Source organism: Erwinia sp. STN24 (genome assembly GCF_041320675.1).
Classification (GTDB): domain Bacteria; phylum Pseudomonadota; class Gammaproteobacteria; order Enterobacterales; family Enterobacteriaceae; genus Erwinia; species Erwinia aeris.
Genome location: NZ_JBGGPM010000003.1, coordinates 63,885 through 87,586 on the forward strand (window position 1 = coordinate 63,885; position 23,702 = coordinate 87,586).

The 23,702-nt window shown below is 58.0% G+C and carries 23 protein-coding genes; 12 read left to right on the top strand and 11 right to left on the bottom strand.

The features are described 5' to 3' along the window. Nucleotides 1–97 precede the first annotated feature (97 nt). Entirely contained in the window at nucleotides 98–1,579 is a 1,482-nt protein-coding gene (tolC, locus tag ACA373_RS12930; protein ID WP_253458223.1) for an outer membrane channel protein TolC, read from the bottom strand. 214 nt (nucleotides 1,580–1,793) lie between these two features. Between tolC and nudF the strand changes: the two genes are divergently transcribed. Genes nudF through parE form a run of 5 tightly spaced genes read left to right on the top strand, consistent with a single transcriptional unit; the run spans nucleotide 1,794 to nucleotide 6,235 of the window. After that, nucleotides 1,794–2,429 (top strand): ADP-ribose diphosphatase, encoded by a 636-nt coding sequence (nudF, locus tag ACA373_RS12935; RefSeq protein ID WP_253458226.1) that lies wholly within the window; start codon nucleotides 1,794–1,796, stop codon nucleotides 2,427–2,429. Next, complete coding sequence (locus tag ACA373_RS12940; protein ID WP_253458229.1) at nucleotides 2,426–2,851, top strand: DUF1249 family protein; 426 nt, start codon at nucleotides 2,426–2,428, stop codon at nucleotides 2,849–2,851. Before nudF ends, ACA373_RS12940 begins: the two co-directional genes overlap by 4 nt. A gap of 37 nt (nucleotides 2,852–2,888) precedes the next feature. Further along, nucleotides 2,889–3,713: a 3',5'-cyclic-AMP phosphodiesterase gene (cpdA, locus tag ACA373_RS12945; protein ID WP_370734616.1), complete on the top strand. Its 825-nt coding sequence runs from the start codon at nucleotides 2,889–2,891 to the stop codon at nucleotides 3,711–3,713. A 1-nt stretch (nucleotide 3,714) separates the two neighbouring features. Then, entirely contained in the window at nucleotides 3,715–4,293 is a 579-nt protein-coding gene (gene yqiA / locus ACA373_RS12950) for an esterase YqiA (protein ID WP_125287208.1), read from the top strand. Between the two features lie 46 nt (nucleotides 4,294–4,339). Then, on the top strand, nucleotides 4,340–6,235 hold the full coding sequence (gene parE, locus ACA373_RS12955) for a DNA topoisomerase IV subunit B (protein WP_253458236.1): 1,896 nt from the start codon (nucleotides 4,340–4,342) through the stop codon (nucleotides 6,233–6,235). A 46-nt stretch (nucleotides 6,236–6,281) separates the two neighbouring features. On the opposite strand, the gene ACA373_RS12960 is transcribed toward parE, so the two are convergent. From ACA373_RS12960 to ACA373_RS12975, 4 genes are read right to left on the bottom strand one after another with little or no spacing between them, the layout of a single operon-like run. After that, nucleotides 6,282–7,289, bottom strand: coding sequence for a transketolase family protein (locus ACA373_RS12960; RefSeq protein WP_253458239.1), 1,008 nt, complete (start codon nucleotides 7,287–7,289; stop codon nucleotides 6,282–6,284). A 1-nt stretch (nucleotide 7,290) separates the two neighbouring features. Beyond that, nucleotides 7,291–8,124: a transketolase gene (locus ACA373_RS12965; RefSeq protein WP_253458242.1), complete on the bottom strand. Its 834-nt coding sequence runs from the start codon at nucleotides 8,122–8,124 to the stop codon at nucleotides 7,291–7,293. 12 nt (nucleotides 8,125–8,136) lie between these two features. Next, the gene (locus ACA373_RS12970; RefSeq protein ID WP_253458245.1) at nucleotides 8,137–9,435 is read right to left on the bottom strand and encodes an MFS transporter; all 1,299 of its coding nucleotides are present in this window, start codon (nucleotides 9,433–9,435) and stop codon (nucleotides 8,137–8,139) included. A gap of 44 nt (nucleotides 9,436–9,479) precedes the next feature. After that, a complete protein-coding gene (locus ACA373_RS12975; protein ID WP_370734617.1) occupies nucleotides 9,480–10,229 on the bottom strand; it encodes an SDR family NAD(P)-dependent oxidoreductase in 750 nt (249 codons plus the stop codon). Between the two features lie 195 nt (nucleotides 10,230–10,424). Here ACA373_RS12975 and ACA373_RS12980 point away from each other — a divergent pair, with 195 nt between their 5' ends. After that, on the top strand, nucleotides 10,425–11,333 hold the full coding sequence (locus ACA373_RS12980) for a LysR substrate-binding domain-containing protein (protein ID WP_253458250.1): 909 nt from the start codon (nucleotides 10,425–10,427) through the stop codon (nucleotides 11,331–11,333). A 302-nt stretch (nucleotides 11,334–11,635) separates the two neighbouring features. Here the strand turns inward: ACA373_RS12980 and ACA373_RS12985 are convergent, their stop codons facing one another. Together ACA373_RS12985 and ACA373_RS12990 are read right to left on the bottom strand one after the other, a co-directional pair. Further along, nucleotides 11,636–11,941: a putative quinol monooxygenase gene (locus tag ACA373_RS12985; RefSeq protein ID WP_253458253.1), complete on the bottom strand. Its 306-nt coding sequence runs from the start codon at nucleotides 11,939–11,941 to the stop codon at nucleotides 11,636–11,638. A 32-nt stretch (nucleotides 11,942–11,973) separates the two neighbouring features. Then, nucleotides 11,974–12,552 (bottom strand): NAD(P)H-dependent oxidoreductase, encoded by a 579-nt coding sequence (locus ACA373_RS12990; RefSeq protein ID WP_125287216.1) that lies wholly within the window; start codon nucleotides 12,550–12,552, stop codon nucleotides 11,974–11,976. A 228-nt stretch (nucleotides 12,553–12,780) separates the two neighbouring features. On the opposite strand from ACA373_RS12990, the gene parC reads away from it, so the two are divergent. The 3 genes from parC (at nucleotide 12,781) to ftsP (ending at nucleotide 17,431) form a co-directional block, all read left to right on the top strand. Next, on the top strand, nucleotides 12,781–15,054 hold the full coding sequence (parC, locus tag ACA373_RS12995; protein ID WP_253458256.1) for a DNA topoisomerase IV subunit A: 2,274 nt from the start codon (nucleotides 12,781–12,783) through the stop codon (nucleotides 15,052–15,054). Between the two features lie 135 nt (nucleotides 15,055–15,189). Next, a complete protein-coding gene (locus ACA373_RS13000; RefSeq protein WP_253458259.1) occupies nucleotides 15,190–15,927 on the top strand; it encodes a 1-acylglycerol-3-phosphate O-acyltransferase in 738 nt (245 codons plus the stop codon). A gap of 88 nt (nucleotides 15,928–16,015) precedes the next feature. Beyond that, on the top strand, nucleotides 16,016–17,431 hold the full coding sequence (ftsP, locus tag ACA373_RS13005; protein ID WP_253458262.1) for a cell division protein FtsP: 1,416 nt from the start codon (nucleotides 16,016–16,018) through the stop codon (nucleotides 17,429–17,431). Between the two features lie 123 nt (nucleotides 17,432–17,554). Here the strand turns inward: ftsP and ACA373_RS13010 are convergent, their stop codons facing one another. Together ACA373_RS13010 and dkgA are read right to left on the bottom strand one after the other, a co-directional pair. Next, the gene (locus ACA373_RS13010; RefSeq protein WP_253458266.1) at nucleotides 17,555–17,824 is read right to left on the bottom strand and encodes a YdgH/BhsA/McbA-like domain containing protein; all 270 of its coding nucleotides are present in this window, start codon (nucleotides 17,822–17,824) and stop codon (nucleotides 17,555–17,557) included. A 408-nt stretch (nucleotides 17,825–18,232) separates the two neighbouring features. After that, nucleotides 18,233–19,057, bottom strand: coding sequence for a 2,5-didehydrogluconate reductase DkgA (gene dkgA / locus ACA373_RS13015; protein ID WP_125287221.1), 825 nt, complete (start codon nucleotides 19,055–19,057; stop codon nucleotides 18,233–18,235). A gap of 264 nt (nucleotides 19,058–19,321) precedes the next feature. Here dkgA and ACA373_RS13020 point away from each other — a divergent pair, with 264 nt between their 5' ends. Beyond that, on the top strand, nucleotides 19,322–20,215 hold the full coding sequence (locus tag ACA373_RS13020; protein WP_125287222.1) for an AraC family transcriptional regulator: 894 nt from the start codon (nucleotides 19,322–19,324) through the stop codon (nucleotides 20,213–20,215). A 36-nt stretch (nucleotides 20,216–20,251) separates the two neighbouring features. Here ACA373_RS13020 and ACA373_RS13025 read toward each other — a convergent pair whose 3' ends face one another. Continuing rightward, on the bottom strand, nucleotides 20,252–20,908 hold the full coding sequence (locus ACA373_RS13025; protein ID WP_253458269.1) for a DedA family protein: 657 nt from the start codon (nucleotides 20,906–20,908) through the stop codon (nucleotides 20,252–20,254). A 90-nt stretch (nucleotides 20,909–20,998) separates the two neighbouring features. After that, a complete protein-coding gene (gene metC / locus ACA373_RS13030) occupies nucleotides 20,999–22,201 on the bottom strand; it encodes a cystathionine beta-lyase (protein WP_370734618.1) in 1,203 nt (400 codons plus the stop codon). A gap of 243 nt (nucleotides 22,202–22,444) precedes the next feature. Between metC and exbB the strand changes: the two genes are divergently transcribed. Then, nucleotides 22,445–23,170 (top strand): tol-pal system-associated acyl-CoA thioesterase, encoded by a 726-nt coding sequence (gene exbB / locus ACA373_RS13035; protein ID WP_253458276.1) that lies wholly within the window; start codon nucleotides 22,445–22,447, stop codon nucleotides 23,168–23,170. 5 nt (nucleotides 23,171–23,175) lie between these two features. Beyond that, the gene (exbD, locus tag ACA373_RS13040; protein WP_253458280.1) at nucleotides 23,176–23,598 is read left to right on the top strand and encodes a TonB system transport protein ExbD; all 423 of its coding nucleotides are present in this window, start codon (nucleotides 23,176–23,178) and stop codon (nucleotides 23,596–23,598) included. Nucleotides 23,599–23,702: the final 104 nt, after the last annotated feature.

Genomic DNA, 23,702 nt, shown 5'->3' on the forward strand with positions numbered 1-23,702 from the left:
GCGGTGGAAATTGAAGCAACGAGCGGCAATGTGAAGGGGATCTTTACTTAGCTATACGTTTGAAAGTAAAAGGGGCAGCCAGGCTGCCCCAAAATGCTTAATGGCGGAACGGATTACCGCTGGCTGGCGCGGAAGCCTGAGCCGCCGCCGGTGCCGCAGCACGCTGCACGGCAGGCGAGGCCGCCGTTTGCGCGCCGTTTGCCGCTGCATCCTGCTGGGTGTTTTCCGGCGCTACCGCTTCTGGTGAAGTTGGGACTTCTTTACCCAGGCGGCTGTTCAGCATCTGCAGATCCTGCTCGTTCAGCGTACCCAGAGCCGATTTAATATTCAGCTCGTTGATCATGTAGCTGTAGCGCGCGTTGGAAAGCTGCTGCTTGGCGTTATATAATGTGGTGGTCGCATCCAGCACGTCAACGATGGTGCGCGTACCTACCTGATAACCCGCTTCCATTGCATCCAGTGAGCTTTGCGCCGAAACCACGGCCTGCTTGTAAGCATTGATGCTGCTGATGGACGCATTCACGTTGTTAAAGGATGAACGCACGGTCTGTACCGCGGTACGGTGTGCGCTTTCGAGCTGCTCGCTGGCGGAAACAAAAGCGTACTGCGACTGTTTCACCTGCGAGGTGACCGAGCCGCCGCTATACAACGGCAGCGTGAAGCTCAGGCCCACCTGGTTGTTGCCGCTGATGCTGTCCTGATAGGCTGCGCTGTTGGCGCGGCTGCCGCCATATTTGTTGTTCGACAGGCCGCTTTGCGCAGTCAGATCCAGCGTTGGCATATGGCCGGTTTCCGACAGGCGGATCTGCTCACGCGCCAGATCCTGGTTCAGACGAGCGGAAAGCAGGCTAAGGTTGCGGCTTTCGGCTTCCTTCAGCAGCGCGTTGACCGGCTGCGGTTTTTCCGTCTGGAAGCTGTCGACGTTCAGCGAAGCCAGGCTCAGATAGTAGTTGCCCGTGACCTGACGCAGCGTTTCCAGATTATTATCCAGATTGTTGCGGGCCGTCACTTCGTTGGCCAGCACGCTGTCGTACTGCGCACGCGCGTTTTGCACATCCGTAATCGCCACCAGGCCGACGTTGAAACGCTGCGTGGTTTGATCCAGCTGACGGTAGATCGACTGTTTCTGCGCTTCGGTATAAGAAAGCGTGTCGATGGCGTTTAATACGTTAAAATAAGCGGTAGCGGTGTTGAGGATCAGATTCTGCTGTGCGACCTGGTAGGTAACATCCTGTACGCCTGCCGTTTTTTCCTGCAGCGTCAGCGCGCGCCATTTCGACATATCGAAAATGGTTTGCGTCAGCTGCAGTGTGCCGCTGGTCGTGGTGCTGTGCAGACCGCTGCTGTCGCGATAGCCGTTGCTGTAGGTATAATCCGCACCCAAACCTAACTGAGGCAGTAAAGGGCTGCGCGCTTCGTTGATTTTCTCAAACGCGGCATCGCGATCGGCTGCAGAACTGCGAAGATCGGGGTTAGACAACCGGGCCTGCTGGTAGATCTGCAACAGGTTTTCCGCCTGGCTGGCGACGCTGAAGCCGCCCAGGCCCAGGCCGATAAGTAAAGGGAGCAGTTTCTTCATTTGCATTCCTTGTTATGCAGCAATATTGCTATGGTAGCGCTGTCGTAAGCCAAAAAAATTATCGCCGATTCTACCAGAGTAAATGAAAGAGATAAGTTGGCTGAAAGTGCCATGTTGCCACAATTTACTCAATTTAATCATTAAGAACTACACTCTGGGCGGATTTCAGCACTCTTTTCCCGCTTTCGCCACCACCCTTACAGGAGCGTAAACCGTGAGCAGCGACAAAAAATACCCGGTGACTTTCACAAAAAACGATGTAGAAATTATTGCACGTGAGCCGTGTTATAAAGGTTTTTTTTCACTCACTCGTTATCGCTTTCGCCATCGGCTGTTTAACGGCGGTATGAGTAAAGAAGTCACCAGAGAGGTTTTTGAGCGCGGCCATGCCGCCGTCCTGCTGCCTTACGATCCGGTGAGCGATCGGGTGGTATTGATTGAACAAATCCGCATTCCCGCTTTTGACAGCAGCCCGACGCCCTGGCTGTTAGAATTGGTGGCCGGTATTATAGAGCCGGGCGAAACGCCGGAAGACGTTGTCCGGCGCGAAGCGGTAGAAGAAGCCGGGATCAAACCCGCCCGCGTGAAGCCGGTGCTTAGCTACTTAGCCAGCCCCGGCGGCACCAGCGAGCGGCTGGAGATTCTGGTAGGCGAAGTGGATGCCAGCGTGGCGCAGGGAAACCACGGTCTGGAGGAAGAGAATGAGGATATTCTTGTGCATGTGGTCAGCCGCGAACAGGCTTACCGCTGGGTGGAAGAGGGGAAAATAGACAACGCGGCCTCCGTCATCGCTTTGCAATGGCTGGAGCTGCATCATAAAAAACTAAGAGACGAGTGGAAAAACGAATGATAAAGCGCTACGTGCCTGATTTCCCTGAAATGATGCGGCTGTGCGAAACCAATTTCGCGCAGCTGCGTCGGCTGCTGCCGAAAGAAGATCGGGCGGGCGAGTCAGTCACCTGGCAGGTCAACGATGCAAGTTATACGGTGACTATCCAGGAATCGACGCGTTACACTACGCTGGTGGAAATCAAACAGACCGCGCCCGCCGTCAGTTACTGGAGCCTGCCCGCCATGTCCGTGCGGCTCTACCATGACGCAATGGTGGCGGAAGTGTGTTCGACACAGCAGATCTATCGCTTCAAAGCGCGCTATGATTATCCGAATAAAAAGCTGCATCAGCGTGACGAAAAGCATCAGATAAACCAGTTTCTTGCAGACTGGCTGCGCTACTGTTTAGCGCATGGCGCAATGGCCGTTCCGGTGTGGTGAGCCTCTGCCGCGACGGCATTAACCCTAAGGATTGTGATTGGATAGCCTGTTAAAACTTCCTGTGGCGAATGGTCGGGCAAGGGTATTACAGATAACGGACACCCATCTTTTCGCCGGTAAACATGAAACGCTGCTGGGCGTGAACACCTGGGCCAGTTTCGATGCGGTGCTGCAGGCGATTTCCGCCTGTGAAGGGCCGTTCGATCTGATCGTCGCGACCGGCGATCTGGCGCAGGATCACAGCGTGGAAGCCTATCAGCATTTCGCTGAGGGCATCGCGCGTCTGCCCGCGCCGTGCGTCTGGCTGCCGGGCAACCACGATTTTCAGCCTGCGATGTTCAATACGCTGGCCGAAGCGAAAATCGCTGACGAAAAGCATGTACTGCTGGGCGAGGAGTGGCAGATCGTGTTGCTGGACAGCCAGGTTTTCGGCGTGCCGCACGGCGAGCTGAGCGACTATCAGCTGGAATGGCTGGACAAAGTGCTGGCGAAGGCGCCGGAGCGCCATACGCTGGTGCTGCTGCATCACCATCCGCTGCCGTCGGGCTGCACCTGGCTCGATCAGCACAGCCTGCGCAATTCGCATATGCTGGAGGCCGTGCTGCAGCGCTATCCACTGGCGTCGACGCTGCTCTGCGGGCATATTCATCAGGATCTGGATTTGAACTGGAACGGACGCCGCCTGCTGGCGACGCCGTCGACCTGCGTGCAGTTCCGACCGCACTGCACCAACTTTACTATCGATTCCGAAGCGCCGGGCTGGCGCTGGCTGGATCTGTATGCGGATGGCCGGGTGGAAACCCGCGTTGAGCGCCTGACGACGCGCGCCTTCAGCCCCGATCCCGACTCCGAAGGATACTGAGATGGCCACGCTGATCTACCTGCACGGTTTCAACAGCTCGCCGCAGTCGGCTAAAGCGACGCAGTTCCGGCAGTGGCTGGCCACGCGGCATCCGGAAATCCAGGTTATTGTGCCGCAGCTGCCGCCTTACCCGGCGGACGCGGCGCTGATGCTGGAAAGCCTGATCATGGGATTATCGGGCGAAGCCGTGGGGATCGTCGGCTCGTCGCTGGGCGGCTACTATGCGACGTGGCTCTCGCAATGCTTCATGCTGCCAGCGGTGGTGGTCAATCCTGCGGTGCGGCCTTTTGAGCTGTTGGTGGATTATTTGGGTCTGAATCAGAACCCGTACACCGGGCAGCAATATGTGTTAGAGTCACGCCACATTTACGATCTGAAAGTGATGCAGATTGACCCGTTAGAGTCGCCGGATTTGCTCTGGCTGCTGCAGCAAACGGGCGATGAAGTGCTCGATTACCGCCAGGCTGTAGGCTACTACAGCGCCTGCCGTCAGACGGTTGAAGAGGGCGGAAATCATGCTTTTATCGGATTCGAACGCCATTTCTCCCCGATCCTGGACTTTTTAGGCCTCGCTGCCTGAAGCGGGACGTGGGGCTCACTCATTTACAGCCATCAAGATTGATACAATGACTCAGTCCAGCTATAACGCTGATTCCATTGAGGTACTCAGCGGCCTTGAACCCGTTCGCCGCCGTCCGGGCATGTATACCGATACGTCGCGTCCTAACCATTTAGGTCAGGAAGTGATCGACAACAGCGTGGATGAAGCGCTGGCGGGCCATGCCAAACGCGTCGAAGTGATCCTGCACGCCGATCAGTCGCTGGAAGTGATTGACGACGGTCGCGGTATGCCGGTCGATATCCATCCCGAAGAAGGCGTACCGGCCGTTGAACTGATCTTCTGTCGCCTGCATGCGGGCGGCAAATTTTCTAACAAGAACTACCAGTTTTCCGGCGGCCTGCACGGCGTGGGCATCTCGGTGGTAAACGCGCTGTCGACGCGCGTGGAAGTCACCGTGCGCCGTAATGCCGAAGTGTATGAAATGGCGTTTGAAAACGGCGACAAAGTGCAGGATCTGCACGTCACCGGCACGGTCGGCAAACGCAACACCGGTACGCGCGTACGCTTCTGGCCGGACCCGTCGTTCTTCGACAGCCCGCGCTTTTCGGTATCGCGCCTCAGCCATCTGCTGAAGGCGAAAGCGGTGCTTTGTCCGGGCGTGGAAATCGTCTTTAAAGACAAAGTGAACAATACCGAGCAAAGTTGGTGCTACGCCGACGGCCTGACGGACTATCTGGCGGAAGCGGTTAACGGCCTGCCGACGCTGCCGGAAAAACCTTTTGTCGGCTCTTTTGCCGGCGATATCGAAGCGGTGGACTGGGCGCTGCTGTGGCTGCCGGAAGGCGGCGAGCTGCTGACGGAAAGCTACGTCAACCTGATCCCGACCATGCAGGGCGGCACGCACGTCAACGGCCTGCGTCAGGGCCTGCTGGATGCGATGCGCGAGTTCTGCGAATACCGCAATATTCTGCCGCGCGGCGTGAAGCTGTCGGCGGAAGATATCTGGGATCGCTGCGCCTACGTGCTGTCGGTGAAAATGCAGGATCCGCAGTTTGCCGGTCAGACCAAAGAGCGGCTCTCTTCCCGCCAGTGCGCGGCCTTCGTCTCTGGCGTGGTGAAAGATGCCTTCAGCCTGTGGCTGAACCAGAACGTGCAGGCGGCGGAAATGCTGGCCGAGCTGGCGATTTCCAGCGCCCAGCGCCGGATGCGTGCGGCGAAAAAGGTGGTGCGTAAAAAGCTCACCAGCGGCCCGGCGCTGCCCGGCAAGCTGGCGGACTGTAGCGCGCAGGATCTGAACCGCACGGAACTCTTCCTGGTGGAAGGGGACTCCGCAGGCGGATCGGCCAAGCAGGCGCGCGATCGTGAATACCAGGCGATCATGCCGCTGAAAGGCAAGATCCTCAATACCTGGGAAGTCTCTTCGGACGAGGTGCTGGCATCGCAGGAAGTACATGATATTTCCGTCGCTATCGGTATCGATCCCGACAGCGAAGATATGAGCCAGCTGCGCTACGGCAAAGTCTGTATCCTGGCCGATGCGGACTCCGACGGTCTGCATATCGCTACGCTGCTTTGTGCGCTTTTCGTGAAGCACTTCCGCACGCTGGTGAAAAACGGGCACGTCTACGTGGCGATGCCGCCGCTTTACCGCATCGATTTGGGTAAAGAGGTTTACTACGCGCTGGATGAGGAAGAGAAAGCGGGCATTCTGGATCAGCTGAAGCGTAAAAAGGGCAAGCCGGGCGTGCAGCGCTTTAAAGGCCTGGGCGAGATGAACCCGCTACAGCTGCGTGAAACCACGCTGGATCCCAATACCCGTCGCCTGGTGCAGCTGACCATTGACGACGACGACGTGGAACAGACGCTGGCGGTGATGGATATGCTGCTGGCGAAGAAACGCTCGGAAGATCGCCGCAACTGGCTGCAGGAAAAAGGCCATATGGCGGAAATCGAGGTTTAATCCTGCCTGAACTCGGCCCCGAAGCGCAACGCTTCGGGGCTTTCCGTTACCCTTCCAGCCAGCTTGTAATCTGCGTAACCATCGCCGCCGTCGAAATACCGTAGCGATCGTGCAGCGTCGGCAGCGCGCCCGCCGCCAGAAAAGCGTCCGGCAGGGCAATCTGTCTGAATTGCGGCGTCACGCCGTGCCGCATCAGCGTCGCCGCTATCGCTTCGCCCAGCCCGCCGGTAATGGAGTGGTTTTCCGCCGTGATCACCAGCCGGTTCTCGTTCACCGCTTCGCCCGCCTCGCGCAGGATGGTGGCCTCGTCCAGCGGCTTGATCATCGGCGAATGCACCACGCCAACCTCGATGCCTCTTTTCTCCAGCGCTTCTGCGGCTTCCAGCGCGCGCATGGTCATCAGCCCGCTGCTGATAATCACCGCATGTTTGCCGCTGCGCAGCCGTTGCGCCTTGCCGTGGCGATACTGATAGCCATATTTATCCAGCACCAGCGGCACTTTGCCGCGCAGCAGGCGCATATAGACCGGGCCGCTATGCTCGGCTATGGCGGGCACCGCCTGGCTGATTTCCAGCGCGTCGCAGGGATCGATAATGGTCAGATTCGGCATCCCGCGAAAAATAGCCAAATCCTCGGTCGCCTGATGGCTCGGCCCGTAGCCGGTGGTCAGGCCAGGCAGCGCGCAGGCGATTTTGACGTTCAGGTTCTCTTCCGCTATCGCCATACAGATAAAATCGTAGGCGCGGCGCGAGGCAAACACCGCATAGGTGGTGACAAAAGGCGTAAAGCCTTCCCGCGCCATGCCCGCTGCGGCGCTCATCAACAGCTGCTCCGCCATGCCCATCTGAAAAAAGCGTTCCGGGAAGGCTTCGGCAAACAGATGCAGATCGGTGTATTTGCTCAGATCGGCCGTTAAGCCAACGATATCGGTGCGCTGGCGCGCCAGCTCTACCAGCGCATGGCCGAAAGGGGCCGACTGCACGGGCTGACCTTCTGCGGCGATGGAGGCGATCATAGCGGACGTGGTCAGGCGTTTCTTTGTTGCGGTAGTCATGTTATTCCCCTTGCTCAAGCGCGGTGAGGGCTTTGTCCCATTCGTCGGCATCCACGCGGATAAAGTGCGTTTTTTCGCGCGTTTCCAGGAAAGGCACGCCTTTACCCATTTTGGTATCGCAGATAATTACGCGCGGCTGCGGTTCAGCCCAGGCGCGCGCGGCGTCAAAGGCGGCGGTCAGCGCGGCGATATCGTTGCCGTCCACGCGCTGCACGTGCCAGCCAAAGGCCCGCCAGCGATCGACAATCGGCTCGAACGCCAGAATTTCCGAACTGTGGCCGTCGGCCTGTTGATTGTTGACGTCGATCAGGGCGATCAGGTTATCCAGCCGCCAGTGCGAGGCCGACATCGCCGCTTCCCAGGTCGAGCCTTCATTCAGCTCGCCGTCGGAAAGCAGGTTATAAACAAAGGAAGCGGAGCCTTTGCTTTTCAGCCCCAGGCACGCGCCAACCGCAATGCCTAAGCCGTGCCCAAGCGAGCCGCCGGTGATCTCCATACCGGGCGTATAAGCGGCCATGCCGGACATCGGCAGGCGGCTCTCGTCGCTGCCATAGGTTTCGCGCTCGGCCTCGGGCAGCACGCCCGCTTCCAGCAGCGCGGCGTACAGCGCAATAGCGTAGTGGCCGATAGAAAGGTAAAAACGGTCGCGCGCTTCCCATTCCGGCTCCTCAGGACGAAAATTGAGCGCGTGAAAATAGCTGACGGCCAGCAAATCGGCAGCGCCTAACGCCTGGCCGATATAGCCCTGACCCTGAACCTGTCCCATTAACAGCGCATGACGACGGATATTGTTTGCGCGCTGTTTGAGCGTAAGTGTGGCAGAAACGCTGTTCATCTTATCTCCTGATTAACGGTTAACGTCTGCTGCGCGAATACGCAGCACGCAGAGCGCGCCGAGCAGCAAAACAGCAGCAATAAAGTAGATGCCCGAAGCGGGCGAACCGGTGGCGGTGGTGATAGAACCGATCAGCCACGGTGAAAAGAAGCCCGCCAGATTCGCGATACAGTTCACCGCGGCAATGCCTGCCGCCGCCGAGACGCCGCCGAGCAGGTTGGTCGGCAGCATCCAGAACAGGGAAGAGGCGGAAAGGATGCCGGCGGCGGCCACGCAGAGGAAAAACAGCGAGGCCGGTACGCTGTGACCCAGCGACGTCGCCAGCGTCAGCCCGACCACGCCGATCGCCATGGGCACGATCAGATGCCAGCGCCGCTCGCGATGCCGGTCGCCGCTGCGGCCCGCCATCAGCATAAAAACGATGGCGCAGAGATAGGGCAGGCTGGTCAGCAGGCCAATATGCAGCGGCTCGCGGATGCCGGAGTTTCTGACCAGCGTCGGCAGCCAGAAGGTCAGCGCATACTGGCCCATCACCACGCAAAAGTAGATCAGCGCCAGCAGCCACAGCCGCCTGTCGGCCACAAAAGCTTTCACCGTGCCGTGATGCGCTTTTTGCTGATTATCCTCATCCAAATCGGCACGCACCATGCGCTTTTCGCTCTCGTCCAGCCAGGGCGCCTGCTCAACGCGATCCTTGAGCACCATCAGCACCACAAAGCCCATCAGCATGGTCGGAATCGCTTCCAGTACGAACATCCACTGCCAGCCTGCCCAGCCGTGAAAACCGGCGAAGGCTTCCATAATCCAGCCGGAAAGCGGGCCGCCGATCATGCCGGAAAGCGGGATCGCCACAAACCACAGCACCGTCATGCGGGCGCGGCGATGCGAGGGGAACCAGTAGGTGAGATAAAGCAGCAGGCCGGGCGCCAGACCGGCTTCGGCCACGCCGAGAAAAAAGCGCAGCAGATAAAACTGCCAGGCCGTTTCCACAAAGGCGAACAGGCCGGAAATCAGCCCCCAGGTAATCATGATGCGGGCAATCCAGCGGCGTGCGCCGACGCGATGCAGGATGAGATTGCTGGGCACTTCAAAAAAGAAGTAGCCGATAAAGAAAATACCCGCCCCCAGGCCGTACACCGTTTCGCTCAGGGCCAGATCGTCCATCATTTGCAGCTTGGCGAAGCCGACGTTAACCCGGTCGAGATAGGCGCAAAGATAGCAAAGCATTAAAAACGGCATCAGCCGCCAGGCGATTTTGCGATAGGTCGCATCGCGCGCGACGGTCGTCGCGCTGAGATTAAGCGTTGTCATACTCTTCACTCCCGGAGTGAAAGAAGCCTGCTGGAAGGAGCCGATCAGTGGATCAACATGCCGCCGTTAACGTCCAGCGTGATGCCGGTCAGGTAGCTGGCGAGATCGCTGGCAAGGAACAACGCGGCGTTAGCCACGTCGTCTGCCGCGCCCAGGCGGCCAAGCGGGATGCCGTCGATAATGGCGTGACGCCGCTCTTCCTGCAGCAGGCCGCCGGTAATATCGGTCTGGATCAGGCCCGGCGTCAGCGCGTTGACGCGGATCTGGTCCGGGCCAAACTCGCGCGCCATCGCTTTGGTTAAGCCCAGCACGCCCGCTTTCGCCGCGCTGTAGTGCGGGCCGCCGAAAATGCCGCCGCCGCGCTGGGCGGAAACGGAAGAGAGGCAAACAATACTGCCGCCGCCTTGCTGCTGCATGGTTGGGATCACCGCCTGTGACATCAGCAGCGTGCCGCGCAGATTGACGTCCAGGATACGGTTATAGTCTTCGATGCTGATTTCCAGCGTTTTTACCGGCTGCGTAATGCCTGCGTTATTTACCAGCACGTCGATGCGGCCAAACTCGCTGACCACGCGGGAAACGGCCTGGCGCACCGCAGCGGGATCGGTGACGTTGGCCGCCAGGCCCAGATGACCGGCACCCAGCTCTTCAGCCGCATGTCGCGCCGCGTTTTCATCCAGATCCAGAATCACCACCTGCGCGCCGTGACGGGCGAAACAGGCGGCGGTGGCACGGCCAATCCCGCGTTGAGAGGCGGCGCCCGTAATAATCGCAACTTTATTTTTCAGCAACATAATCCACTCCGTAATAATCTTTTTTAGTGGTTCGGTATCGCTACCGGCAGGGTCACATTCAGAATTGGAAATTACGGCTAAACTGGCAATGCAAAAAAATTCATTCGATGCTGAATAGAAAGATGGATTTGATGCAGTTAACATTTCTCGCGGAAAAAAGCGGGCATCTGTCACAAAATTCATTTAAGGAGCCGCATGGAAAAACACGCAGATTTTTGCCCTTCGATAAAATCGCTCAGGATTTTTGAAGAAGTTGCGCATTACGGCAATGTGGCGCGTGCGGCGGAAGAAGTGAATATTACCGCCTCTGCTGCCAGCCATCAGCTGGCAAAACTGGAAAAAGAGCTGGGCTGCCTGCTGTTCAACCGCTCGCCCAAAGGCATGACGTTAACGCTGGCCGGTGAAAACTATCTGAAAGAAATCAGCCCGTTGCTGCTGGGGCTGACCCAGGCCAGCACCCGTCTCGGTAATGAGAAAGCGCGCAGCGCGCTGCGCATTCACTGCGCGCCCAGTTTTGGTTTGCTCTGGCTGCTGCCGCGCCTGCATAAATTCCGCGAGCGCTATCCTGCAATACAGGTCACGCTTTCCTGTTCCTACGAAAATTTATCTTTCAGCCGTGACAATATTGATATTGCGGTGCGCCACGGCTTTCCCGACTGGAAATCACTGGAAGTTAAAACCATCCGCCATGAAAAAATGTCGGTATTAGCATCGCCCGATTATTTGATAAAGCATCCGGTCGCGACGCCGGCGGAATTAATTAATCATGCGCTAATCCTTTCCGAGTCGCCTTTAATTCAGTGGCCGCAGTGGTTTGCCGCGATGCAATTAGCGCAGCCGACCAAAGACTGGCTGTTTCGCTTCGATCGTTCTTATATGAGCCTGGAGGCGGCAAGGCTGGGGCACGGTGTGGTGTTTGAAAGCGAGCTGCTGGCGGCAGAATATTTGCGTAGCGGCACGCTGGTCAGGGTGTTTGGCGACGAATGCAGCCTGCCGGTGAACGCGCATCATCTGGTTTGGCCGCGCGGCTTTGCCCGCTTTCCCCGCGTAAGCCATTTCCTGCAGTGGAGCAGCGAGCAGCTGGAAGCATCGCCACCGGCGTGACCTTGCCGGGCAGCCCCCGAACGGTATCGATAATAGAGCGGACGGCGCGGCTATCGCTATGACGGCAAGCCACAAAAAAAGGGGGCGAACCCGGTTCGTCCCTTCAGACTGCTGACAAAGCCAGCGGGTTCGTGCGGACTGAATTTTTTTACAGCGAAACGAGCCCCCACGGATGGGTTTACGGCGTGTCCGTGTTCCGATCTGCCTCTGCTGCTTTCCACCGACCCGCACGCGACTTGATGACAGTGGATGAGTTTGTCAGCAACCTCAAGGGACGAACCCGGTTCGTCCCTTCTTACTCTTTACGCCGGTTCCAGCACGAAAATCCTCACGTCCAGCACGTCATCTTTAATGCGGCCGCGGTGCTGCTCCATATGCGCGGCCTGCTGATGCCGTTCCAGATGCCGTAAGGAATCCCACTGCTCGACCATAAACACCGAGTCGGGCGAGTTCTGTTTCCACGGCACCTGCGCCTGGTGATCCACCAGCATCCGGTAGCTGCCGCAGCCTTCTTCCTCTAACACCGTCGGGATTACTTGTTCAATCGCCTGCATGACCGCACGGCGGCGGCCGGGCCTGACACAAATTTCAGCAATCACGGTGAGCATGGTCTTTCCTTTTAAGAGAACGGTCTTAACAGTTAAGCAAAGATCTGGCCCAGATGTGTCCGATAACGCTCGATATCGCGTGGGACATCCGGCTGCTTGATCACATCGTTGCAGATAAAGGTCGGCAGCGCTTCCATTCCCAGGAACTGATTCGCCTTGTGGAAGTGCAGGTAAAGCCCGTCCACGCCCACGCCTTCAAAGAACTGGTCGGGATCGGTAAAGGCTTCCAGCGGCGCGTTCCACGTCAGGGAAAGCATATATTTTTTACCCTGAACCAGCCCGCCGGAACCATACTTCTTCGAGGCGTCGGAGCGCGTGCGGCCGTCGCTGGCGTACAGGGTGCCGTGGCCTTCGGTAAAGACCTCATCGATATATTTTTTCAGGATCCACGGTTCGCCCATCCACCAGCCCGGCATCTGATAGATAACCGTGTCGGCGGCCAGATATTTTTGGATCTCGTCGGCCACCACGTAGCCGTTGTCCACCACGGTAACGTCAACCTGATGACCGGCTTCGCGCAGGTAAGTCGCGGCCACGTCGGTCAGCGTATGGTTCAGCTCGCCTTTGGAATGGGCAAAGGTTTTTCCGGCGTCAATAATAAAAATGCGCATCTTCTTCTCCAGTATTCAAAACTGGCCTCAGTGTACGCGCGAAGGCAGGGGTTAAAAATGAGTTTTTGATCACAATACTTTTGCGCTGTGAGCAATAATCACGCCACGCAGGAAAGCGTATGCCGTCACGGTTATCTGTGACAGAAGCGGCCCGGATAAGGTACTATTCCCGCCAAACGGCCCCGATGTGGCGTGCCCGTGACGCCATGATGTGAGGAACAAAAAGTAATGAGCGATTTGACTCAGGATGGGGCAGAGCGTCGCGCTCTGCATAAGTTTACGGAAGAGGCCTATCTCAACTATTCCATGTACGTCATCATGGATCGTGCGCTTCCGTATATCGGCGATGGCCTGAAGCCGGTGCAGCGCCGTATCGTCTACGCGATGTCGGAGCTGGGCCTGAACAACAGCGCCAAGTTTAAAAAATCGGCCCGTACCGTGGGCGACGTGCTGGGTAAATATCATCCGCACGGCGACAGCGCCTGTTATGAGGCGATGGTGCTGATGGCGCAGCCTTTCTCTTACCGCTATCCGCTGGTGGACGGTCAGGGAAACTGGGGCGCGCCGGACGATCCGAAATCCTTTGCGGCGATGCGTTACACCGAGTCACGCCTGTCAAAATATGCCGAGCTGCTGTTAGGCGAGCTGGGCCAGGGCACCGTGGATTACGTGCCGAACTTTGACGGCACCATGCAGGAGCCGGCAATGCTGCCCGCGCGCCTGCCGAATATCCTGCTTAACGGCACCACGGGGATTGCGGTGGGGATGGCGACGGATATTCCGCCGCACAACCTGCGCGAAGTCGCCAACGCGGCCATCAAGCTAATCGATGCGCCGAAAACCACGCTCGATGAGCTGCTGGATATCGTGCAGGGGCCGGACTATCCGACCGAAGCGGAAATCATCACGCCGCGCGCCGAGATCCGCAAAATCTATCAGAACGGCCGTGGCTCCGTGCGTATGCGCGCGGTGTGGAAGAAAGAAGAGGGCGACGTGGTTATTACCGCGCTGCCGCACCAGGTTTCCGGCGCGCGCGTGCTGGAGCAGATAGCCGCGCAGATGCGCAATAAAAAGCTGCCGATGGTGGAAGACTTGCGCGATGAGTCCGATCACGAAAGCCCGACGCGTCTGGTGATTGTGCCGCGCTCCAACCGGGTGGATATGGAACAGGTAATGAACCATCTGTTCGCCACCACCGATTTGGAAAAAAGCTATCGCATCAACCTGAATATGATCGGGCTGGATAACCGTCCGGCGGTAAAAAACCTGCTTGAAATCATCAGCGAATGGCTGGTTTATCGCCGCGACACCGTGCGTCGCCGCCTGAATTTCCGGCTGGAAAAAGTGCTGAAGCGCCTGCATATTCTGGAAGGCCTGCTGGTCGCCTTCCTCAATATCGATGAGGTGATCCACATTATCCGCAGCGAAGACGAGCCGAAGCAGGTGCTGGTTTCGCGCTTCGGCATCAGCGAAACCCAGGCGGAAGCGATCCTGGAACTGAAGCTGCGTCATCTTGCCAAACTGGAAGAGATGAAGATCCGCGGCGAGCAGGACGAGCTGGGCAAAGAGCGCGACCGTTTACAGGGCATTCTGGCTTCAGAACGTAAAATGAATACGCTGCTGAAAAAAGAGCTACAGGCCGACAGCGAAGCCTATGGCGACGATCGTCGTTCGCCGCTGCGCGAGCGCGAAGAGGCCAAAGCGATCAGCGAAAACGAGCTGGTGCCGTCCGAGCCGGTGACTATTGTGCTGTCGCAGATGGGCTGGGTGCGCAGCGCCAAGGGACACGATATCGATCCGGGCGGCCTGAGCTATAAGGCGGGCGACAGCTATCGCGCGGCGGCGCGCGGCAAGAGCAACCAGCCGGTGGCCTTTATCGACTCCACCGGTCGTAGCTATACGCTCGATCCGGTGACGCTGCCTTCCGCGCGCGGGCAGGGCGAGCCGTTGACCGGCAAGCTGACGCCGCCGCCGGGCGCGGTGGTGGAGCAGGTACTGATGGAGGCGGACGATCAGAAGCTGCTGCTGGCGTCGGATGCGGGCTACGGCTTCGTCTGCACCTTCAGCGATCTGGTGTCGCGCAACCGTGCCGGTAAAGCGCTGCTGACGCTACCGCAGAATGCCAAAGTGATGACGCCGCAGGCGATCCATCACGAGGACGACCTGCTGCTGGCGATCACCGCCGCAGGCAGGATGCTGATGTTCCCGGTGGCCGATCTGCCGCAGCTGTCCAAAGGCAAGGGCAACAAGATTGTCTCAATCCCGGCGGCGGAAGCGGCGGCGGGCGACGACAAGCTGGCCTGGCTGCTGCTGCTGACGCCGCAAACCGCCATCACGCTGCACGTCGGCAAACGCAAGCTGACGCTGCGACCGGAAGACCTGCAGAAGTTCCGTGCCGAGCGCGGCCGTCGCGGCACGCTGCTGCCGCGTGGCCTGCAGCGTATCGATCGGGTAGAGGTGGACGGGCCTGCACGGCCTGAGGCCAGTGAAAGCGAAGAGTGATCCGGGCCGCGCCGCGCGGTGAAAAGCAGCATAGCCTGCTGATTTCAGGATATACTTCACCCGGCGCGCCCGATAAGGCGTAATGCCGGAGCGCCTGCCTTAAGGCGTCTCCGGCCCGGCAATAATGAGGATGTGATGCTGTCAATTTTTCGGATCGTCGTGACGATCGTTTATTCAATCCTGGTGTGCATTTTCGGCTGCATCTGGTGTTTGTTCAGTCCCCGTAATCCCCGCCACGTGGCGACGTTTGGCCATCTGTTCGGTCGCCTGTCGCCGCTGTTTGGTCTGAAGGTGGAAATCCGCAAGCCGGCAGGGGCGGAAAACTATCCTAATGCGATCTACATCGCCAACCATCAGAACAACTACGATATGATCACGGCGGCAAAAGTCGTACAGCCAACCACGGTGACGGTAGGCAAAAAAACGCTGCTGTGGGTGCCGTTCTTTGGCCTGCTTTACTGGCTGACCGGCAACCTGTTGATCGACCGTGACAACCGCAACAAAGCGCACGGCACCATTAACCAGCTGATCGACCAGTTTAAAAAGAAGAAGATCTCCTTCTGGATGTTCCCGGAAGGGACGCGCAGCCGTGGACGCGGGCTGTTGCCGTTTAAAACCGGCGCGTTTCACGCCGCTATGGCCGCAGGCGTACCTATTATTCCTATCGTGGTCAGCAATACGCACGATAAAATCAAGCTGAACCGGCTGCATAACGGTCTGGTGATCATTGAGATGCTGCCGCCGATCGATACCGCCGCCTTCGCCGACCAATCCGTGCGCAAGCTGGCGACCCATTGCCGCGAGCTGATGATGGAGAAGCTGGCTGAACTCAACGCGGAAGTCGCCGCGCGGGAAGCCGCAGGCGAAAAGTAAACCGATCGCCTCGCGGTCGGCACACGGCAAACAATCATAAAAAATGGATAGCGGCCCGCCGGGCCGCATTTTGGGTTACGGAGTTTTTATGTCCTTCAGTCGACGTCAGTTTATTCAGGCATCGGGCATAGCGCTGTGCGCCAGTGCGCTGCCTGCACGCGTACACGCCGCAGGGCCGGGTAATCCTTTGCCGGTGCCGCCGCTTATCGAATCCCGCCGTGGACAGCCTATCTTTTTGACGCTGCAACGCAGCCACTGGTCGTTTACCAGCGGCAGCAAGGCGCAGGTGTGGGGCTTTAACGGGCTCTACCTGGGGCCGACGGTCAGGGTCTGGAGCGGCGATGACGTCAAGCTTATCTACAGCAACCGGCTGAACGAAGCGGTGGCGATGACCGTTGGCGGGCTTCAGGTGCCGGGCGCGCTCGCCGGCGGCGCGGCGCGCATGATGTCGCCTGGCGTCGACTGGGCGCCGGTGATCCCGGTGCGTCAGGCCGCCGCGACCTGCTGGTATCACGCCAACACGCCTGGTCATATGGCGGAGCACGTCTATAACGGCCTGGCGGGTATGTGGCTGGTAGAAGACGAGGTCAGCAAAACGCTGCCGCTGCCGAACCACTACGGCGTGGATGATTTTCCGCTGATTATTCAGGACAAGCGTATCGATAACTTCGGTTCGCCAGACTACAGCCCGCCAGCCAACGGCGGTTTTGTGGGCGATACCCTGCTGGTGAACGGCACGCAGAATCCCTATGTGGAAGTCTCTCGCGGCTGGGTACGCCTGCGGTTGCTCAACGCTTCAAACTCGCGTCGCTACCAGCTAGCCATGAGCGACAAGCGGCCTTTTAACGTTATCGCCAGCGATCAGGGATTTTTGCCCGCGCCCGTGGCGGTGCAGCAGCTTTCTCTGGCGCCGGGCGAGCGCCGGGAAATCCTGGTGGATATGAGCCAGGGCGACGAGGTGTCGATCACGGCGGGTCAGGCGGCAGGCATTGTCGACAGGCTGCGCGGGCTGTTCGAGCCGTCGAGTATTCTGACCTCTACGCTGGTGCTGACGCTGCGTCCGACCGGCCTGCTGCCGCTGGTGACCGACACGCTGCCGATGCGTCTGCTGGCCGATCAGGTCATCGAAGGCGGCGTCAGCCGTACGCGCGAATTCCGTCTGGGCGACTCGGAGCCGGGCATCAACGGCGCGCTGTGGGATTTGGGCCGCATCGACGTCCAGGCGCAGCAGGGCAGCTTTGAACGCTGGATTATTCATGCCGACCTGCCGCAGGCGTTTCATATTCAGGGCGTGATGTTTTTGATTAAGAACGTCAACGGCGCACAGCCGATGGCGGAAGATCGCGGCTGGAAGGATACCGTCTGGGTTGACGGCAGCGTGGAGCTGTTTGTCTCCTTTACGCAGTCCTCTTCCGACCACTTCCCGTTTGTCTACTATAGCCAGACGCTGGAAATGGCCGATCGCGGAACGGCGGGCCAGCTGCAGGTACAGCCGGCGCCGTAGCGTAAAGCGCTGGTTGACCAGAGCGGCCAGCCAGCGAGGTTTTGCAAGGATCAAGTCAGTCGGCGCGCCCGACGGGAACCAAAGAAAGCGGGGCGAATTAAGGCAGGGAGGGCTGAGGAACGATTATTTCTTTTCCAGTACGATAGCCGTACCGCGCCAGTGGCTGGAATTGCCAGGACGATCCAGCGAGGTAATATACATATATTCGCCGCCTTTTTTATCCACTTCCGTGCGCAGTGCCTCAAGCGCTTTTGATTTTCCACCCATCACGTTAGAAATGGATACGCGTTCTTTTTTAACGTAATTATCCAGTTCGTTACGCGGCACGATCTGTGCGGCAAAAGCGGAACCCGTCATCAGTAACAGCAGGGCAGCCGAAATAATCTTTTTCATTAAATTTCTTCAGTAAATTAATCAGAAATATTTTCGGTTTCAGTATACTGATTTTGTGCGCAATATAATTCGGTTATTAATAATAAGAAATACCGGTTTGATTAGCTAAACCTATTATAAATATGACCAATGCATTATTTTTTAAATTTGGCGCAAACATTTATTAGCAAATTAAATTTACCTTGCTGTATTTGTTCGCTTTTCAGAGGAGGGTAAAGTCTTTGCCGCTGCCGGTGCTTAATAATTATATTAACATTATTCAGAAACAATAATGAAGGTGGTTTATCTGAGGTTTAAATTAACAGGGCATTACGTAAACAGTTCTTGTTTCTTAATGCATGATAAAGGCAGGTCGCGCGTCAAAAAGGCGGCCGCCCGTCTGTTTTCTGTCAACGGGCGGCCGGGCGCTTAGTTCAGCTCGTCAGGGTTGGGGCCAAGACGGTTGCCGGCATCCAGCGAGGCGATTTCACTGATTTCCGGTTTTTCCAGGCGGAAATCGAACACTTTAAAGTTTTCTTCAATGCGGGAAGGCGTGACCGATTTCGGGATCACCACCAGGCCGCTGTCCAGATGCCAGCGAATAACAATCTGCGCAGGCGTCTTGCCATATTTTTTCGCCAGCGTTTTGATCACGGCCTGATCGAACACGCCTTTACCACCCTGCGCCAGCGGGCTCCAGGATTCGGTCTGGATCTGATGCATGGCGTTCCAGGCGTGCAGCGTGCGCTGTTGCAGCATAGGGTGCAGCTCGATCTGGTTGATCACCGGACGCACGCCCGTTTCATCTATCAGCCGTTTCAGGTGCGCTTCCTGGAAGTTACAGACGCCGATGCTTTTAGTCAGCCCCTGTTTTTGCAGCTCGATCATCGCTTTCCAGGCGTCAACGTAGTTGTCCTTCGCCGGGCAAGGCCAGTGCATCAGATAGAGATCGACGCTTTCCAGCTGCAATTTCTTCAGGCTGGTTTCCAGCGCCTGCGGCGCGTTCAGCTGATCGTCATTCCACAGCTTGGTGGTCACGAAGATATCGTCGCGCGCGACCGACGTTTCCTGTAGCGCCTGACCGATGCCCTCTTCGTTTTTATAGATGGCGGCGGTATCGATCGAGCGATAGCCCACATCGAGCGCTTTCAGCGCAGCCTGACGCGCTTCGTCAATGCTTGCCTGCCAGACGCCCAGGCCGAGCTGGGGCATCATATTGCCATCGTGAAGCTTGATTACGGGTTGCTCTGCCATTGTTCTCTCCTTTGCAGCCAGGGGGGCCGACGCCTCTGCGCCGGCAAGTAACGCTAAGTCTGGTTAAGACTGCTGGTCTTAGTTTAGTTGAAATTATTAACCCTTTGCGCAATTCGGATTATTGAGCCGATAGCCAGCGTAGCGGCCAGTCCCGGTATATATCCTGCCCGTTTCTGCTTTCTTCTTGCCTGTTTCTCCAGGAGGCTGGACGATTACGCCAGGCTTCGGCATTATGCCAGCTCTGCTTTTTTTCAGGTGAACATCATGGATCGCACTATGCTGTGCGCCCGGCTTGCCCGCCAGGTCGTGCAACTGATCGACGCAAAACCGGATGTGCAGACGCTGCTGCCCGATATCCGGCTTTTCCACGCCAGCCAGCCCAGCGGGCGCACGCCGGTGCTCTATTCCTCCGGTATCGTGATCCTGTTTCAGGGCAGAAAAACCGGCTATCTGGGCAACCACGTTTTCCATTACGACGCCACGGAATACCTGATGCTGACCGTGCCGCTGGCGGTAGAGTGCGAGACGTTCGCCACGCCGGAAGCGCCGCTGGCGGGCATGTTGCTGAATGTCGATCCGGTTAAGCTTCAGGATCTGCTGATTGATATCGGCGATGACGACAGCTTTCAGCCGCAGCCGCAGACGCGCGGCATTCACTCGTCGCCGCTGACCGAGCCGATGCTTTGTGCGGCGGAACGTCTGCTGGATGCGATGGCGGATCCGCGCGACGCGCGCGTGCTTGGCCCGCAAATCGTGCGGGAAATTCTCTATCACGTGCTGCTGGGGCCGTGCGGCGGCGCGCTTATGGCGCTGGTCAGTCGGCACACGCAGTTCAGCCAGATAGCGCGGGCGCTGCGGCGCATCGAGCATCACTATACCGACAACCTGAGCGTGGAGCGGCTGGCGGCTGAGGTGAATATGAGCGTCTCCGCCTTTCATCACAACTTTAAAGCCGTCACCAGCACCTCGCCGTTGCAGTATCTGAAAAGCTATCGACTGCATCAGGCGCGAATGCTGATGCTGCATGAAGGCCTGAAGGCCAGCGCGGCGGCGATGCGGGTCGGCTATGAAAGTGCCTCGCAGTTTTCCCGCGAGTTTAAGCGCTATTTTGGCGTCACGCCGGGGGAAGAGATCGGCAGAATGCGTCAGATGGAATAAGAGGGCCGCCGGGCGACCCTCGGAAGGCGGGGTGCGCTAAGCGACTTTTTTCCGCTTAAAGAACAGCGCGAGGCTGCCAATCAGGCCGATGCAAAGCAGCGCCAGCGGCAGGATCATCAGAATGGACATCACCTGATCCTCATGGCGCTTGATAAAGGGCACCTGGCTTATCGCATAACCCAGCGAGACCAGGATGCCGACCCACAGCAGGCCGCTGAGCCAGTTAAAAAACTGGAAGCGCGTCTGCGTCAGGCCGGAAATGCCCGCCATGGTCGGCAGCAGCGTCCGCACGAAGGCCAGAAAGCGGCCAATCAGCAGCGCCATCAGCCCGTGCCGGTGAAACAGGCTCCAGGCGCGCTGGTGATACTGCGCAGGCAGGTGCATCAGCCAGCCTTTGACCAGGCGGGTATTGCCCAGCCAGCGGCCCTGCAGGTAGCTCAGCCAGCAGCCCAGGCTGGCCGCCAGCGTCAGGATGGCAACGGTAGGAATAAAGCCCATCACGCCCTTGGCGATCATCGCGCCAGCCAGCAGCAGTAAACTGTCGCCGGGCAGAAAGGCGGCGGGCAGCAAACCATTTTCCAGCAGCAGCGTGAGAAACATAATTCCGTAAACGATCCAGATTACATCGGGATTGGCGAGGGCAGCAAAATCCTGATGCCAAAGCGCCTGCACAATCTCATGGAGTACCGCCATTTTTTATCCTGTTTACCGCATCAATAGCACTAGTGTACTCGTAAATGGCCTGTCACAACGTGGTACAGGCCAGAGCTGTTGCCTTTTTGTTTAATTTTTTGACGATCCCGCGACGCGCGCGAAACCGGCGGCCAAATCCGCCAGCAAATCGTCAACGTTTTCCAGCCCTATATGCAGCCGGATCAGCGTGCCGCTGAAGTCAACGCCGCCAGCCGGACGGATGGTGGCCAGCTCGTCGGGCTGGTTTGCCAGAATAAGCGATTCAAAACCGCCCCAGGAGTAGGCCATGCTGAAATGTTCAAAGTGGTCGAGAAAATCCGCCAGCTGCCGATCGCTCAGCCGCGCCTTCAGTACAAAGGAGAACAGGCCGCTGCTGCCGGTAAAATCCCGCCGCCAGAACTCGTGGCCCTTGCACTGCGGCAGCGCCGGATGGTTAACCACGGCCACTTCCGGGCGCTCCGCCAGCCAGCGCGCGACCCGCAGCCCGCTTTCTTCGTGCTGGCGCAGACGTACCGCCAGCGTGCGCAGGCCACGGCTGGCCATATAGGCGGTGTCCGCGTCCACCATTTGCCCCATCAGGTAAGAGTTTTCACGCAGCTGCGCCCAGCAGCGTTCGTTGGCGACGGCGGTGCCGATCATCGCGTCGGAATGACCAATCAGATATTTAGTCCCGGCCTGAATGGAAATATCGATACCAAAATCCAGCGCGCGGAACAGAATGCCCGCCGCCCAGGTGTTATCGATCATAATGACCGCTTCCGGCGCTTTGGCCCGCACGGCCGCCACGATGGCTGGAATGTCCTGCACTTCCATCGTAATGGAAGCCGGCGATTCCAGAAAAACGACCCGCGTTTCCGGCTTCACCAGGTCGCCGATTTCCGCGCCGGCGGTATGGCTGAACCAGGTGGTGGTCACGTTCATTTTACTGAGGATTTTGCTACAGAAATCCTGGGTCGGTTCATAGACGGAACCGGCCATCAGCACGTTATCCCCGGCGGAAACAAAAGCGAGAATGGCATTGGCGACCGCCGCCGCACCGCAGGGATAAAGCACGCAGCCCGCGCCGCCCTCCAGCTCGGTCATGGCTTCCTGCAGCGAGAAATGGGTCAGGGTGCCGCGACGACCATAAAACAGTTCGCCTTCCGCTCGCCCGGCCGTGGCGCGTTTCTTCTCGGCCACGCTGTCGAAAACCAGCGAGGAGGCGCGCTGAATAACGCTGTTAACGGAACCCTGGGTATAGCGTTTGCGGCGGCCGGCGCTGATTAACGCCGTTTCAATATGTTTACTGGTCATCGGTCTGCTCGGTTTAAGGATCTCGCTTAACGTTAACACGGCTGGCGGCGGGGCGAAATTCGTCATCCCGCTACGTGACAAAGTTTCAGGAAAAACCCTGGCGATAAAAAGGAGATGGCGGGAAAAGTGTAAAAAGTATTGCGTTAAGGGTAAATAGTAATGATAACTACTATCAATTCGGGTTCGATTTGGTATGATCCGACCTGTATTTTCGCTATCGGTAACTGACGTTGGAGAGACAGCGTGACGAATGATTTGATGCAGACGGACCTCTCCGTCTGGGGCATGTATCACCATGCGGACATCGTGGTAAAAGTGGTAATGATCGGTCTGCTGCTGGCTTCGGTCGTTACCTGGGCTATCTTCTTCAGCAAGAGCGCGGAGCTCAGCTCGGCGAAACGCCGCCTGAAGCGCGAGCAGCAGGCGCTGGCGGGCGTTCGTTCCCTGCAGGAAGCGAGCGATATCAGCGCCACGTTTAACGCTAACAGCCTGACCACGCAGCTGTTGAAAGAAGCCGAAAACGAACTGGAGCTGTCGCAGCAGTCCGCCGACAACGACGGCATTAAAGAGCGTACCTCGTTCCGTCTGGAGCGCCGCGTCGCCTTCTTCAGCCGCCACGCCGGTCGCGGCAATGGTTTTCTGGCTACTATCGGTGCTATCGCGCCGTTTGTCGGCCTGTTCGGCACCGTTTGGGGCATCATGAACAGCTTTATCGGTATCGCCCAGACGCAGACCACGAACCTGGCGGTAGTTGCGCCCGGCATCGCAGAAGCGCTGCTGGCCACGGCTGTCGGCCTGTTCGCTGCGATTCCGGCCGTAGTGATCTATAACGTCTTTGCCCGTACGATCGCCAGCTATAAAGCCTCGCTGGGCGACGTCGCCGCGCAGATTATGCTGCTGCAAAGCCGCGATCTGGATCTGGCCGCCAGCGCGCCGCAGCATCCAACGCAGAAGCTGCGGGTAGGGTAAGCGTCATGGCCATGCGATTAAATGAAGATCTCGATAGCAACGGCGAAATGCATGAAATCAACGTTACGCCGTTTATCGACGTGATGCTGGTGCTGCTGATTATCTTTATGGTCGCTGCGCCGCTGGCTACCGTTGACGTTCGCGTCAATCTGCCAGCCTCTACCAGCAAGCCTCAGCCGCGCCCGGAAAAACCGGTCTGGCTCTCAATCAAAGCGGATAAACAGCTGTTTATCGGCAATGAGGCGGTGACGCAGGAAACGCTGCTGTCGGCGCTGGAAAGCCAGACGCAGGGCAATAAAGACGCCACTATCTTCTTCCAGGCGGATAAATCGGTGGATTACGAAACGCTGATGGGCGTGATGGACAAGCTGCGTCAGGCGGGCTATCTGAAGATTGGCCTGATGGGCATGGAAACCGTCGCGAAATAATCGGCATCAGAAAATAAAAAATCCGTAACGATCGTTGCGGATTTTTTTTGCTTAAAATTTGAGGCAGGCGGCCGCAGCCTTGCGCCACGGCCGCGCCTGCGGCG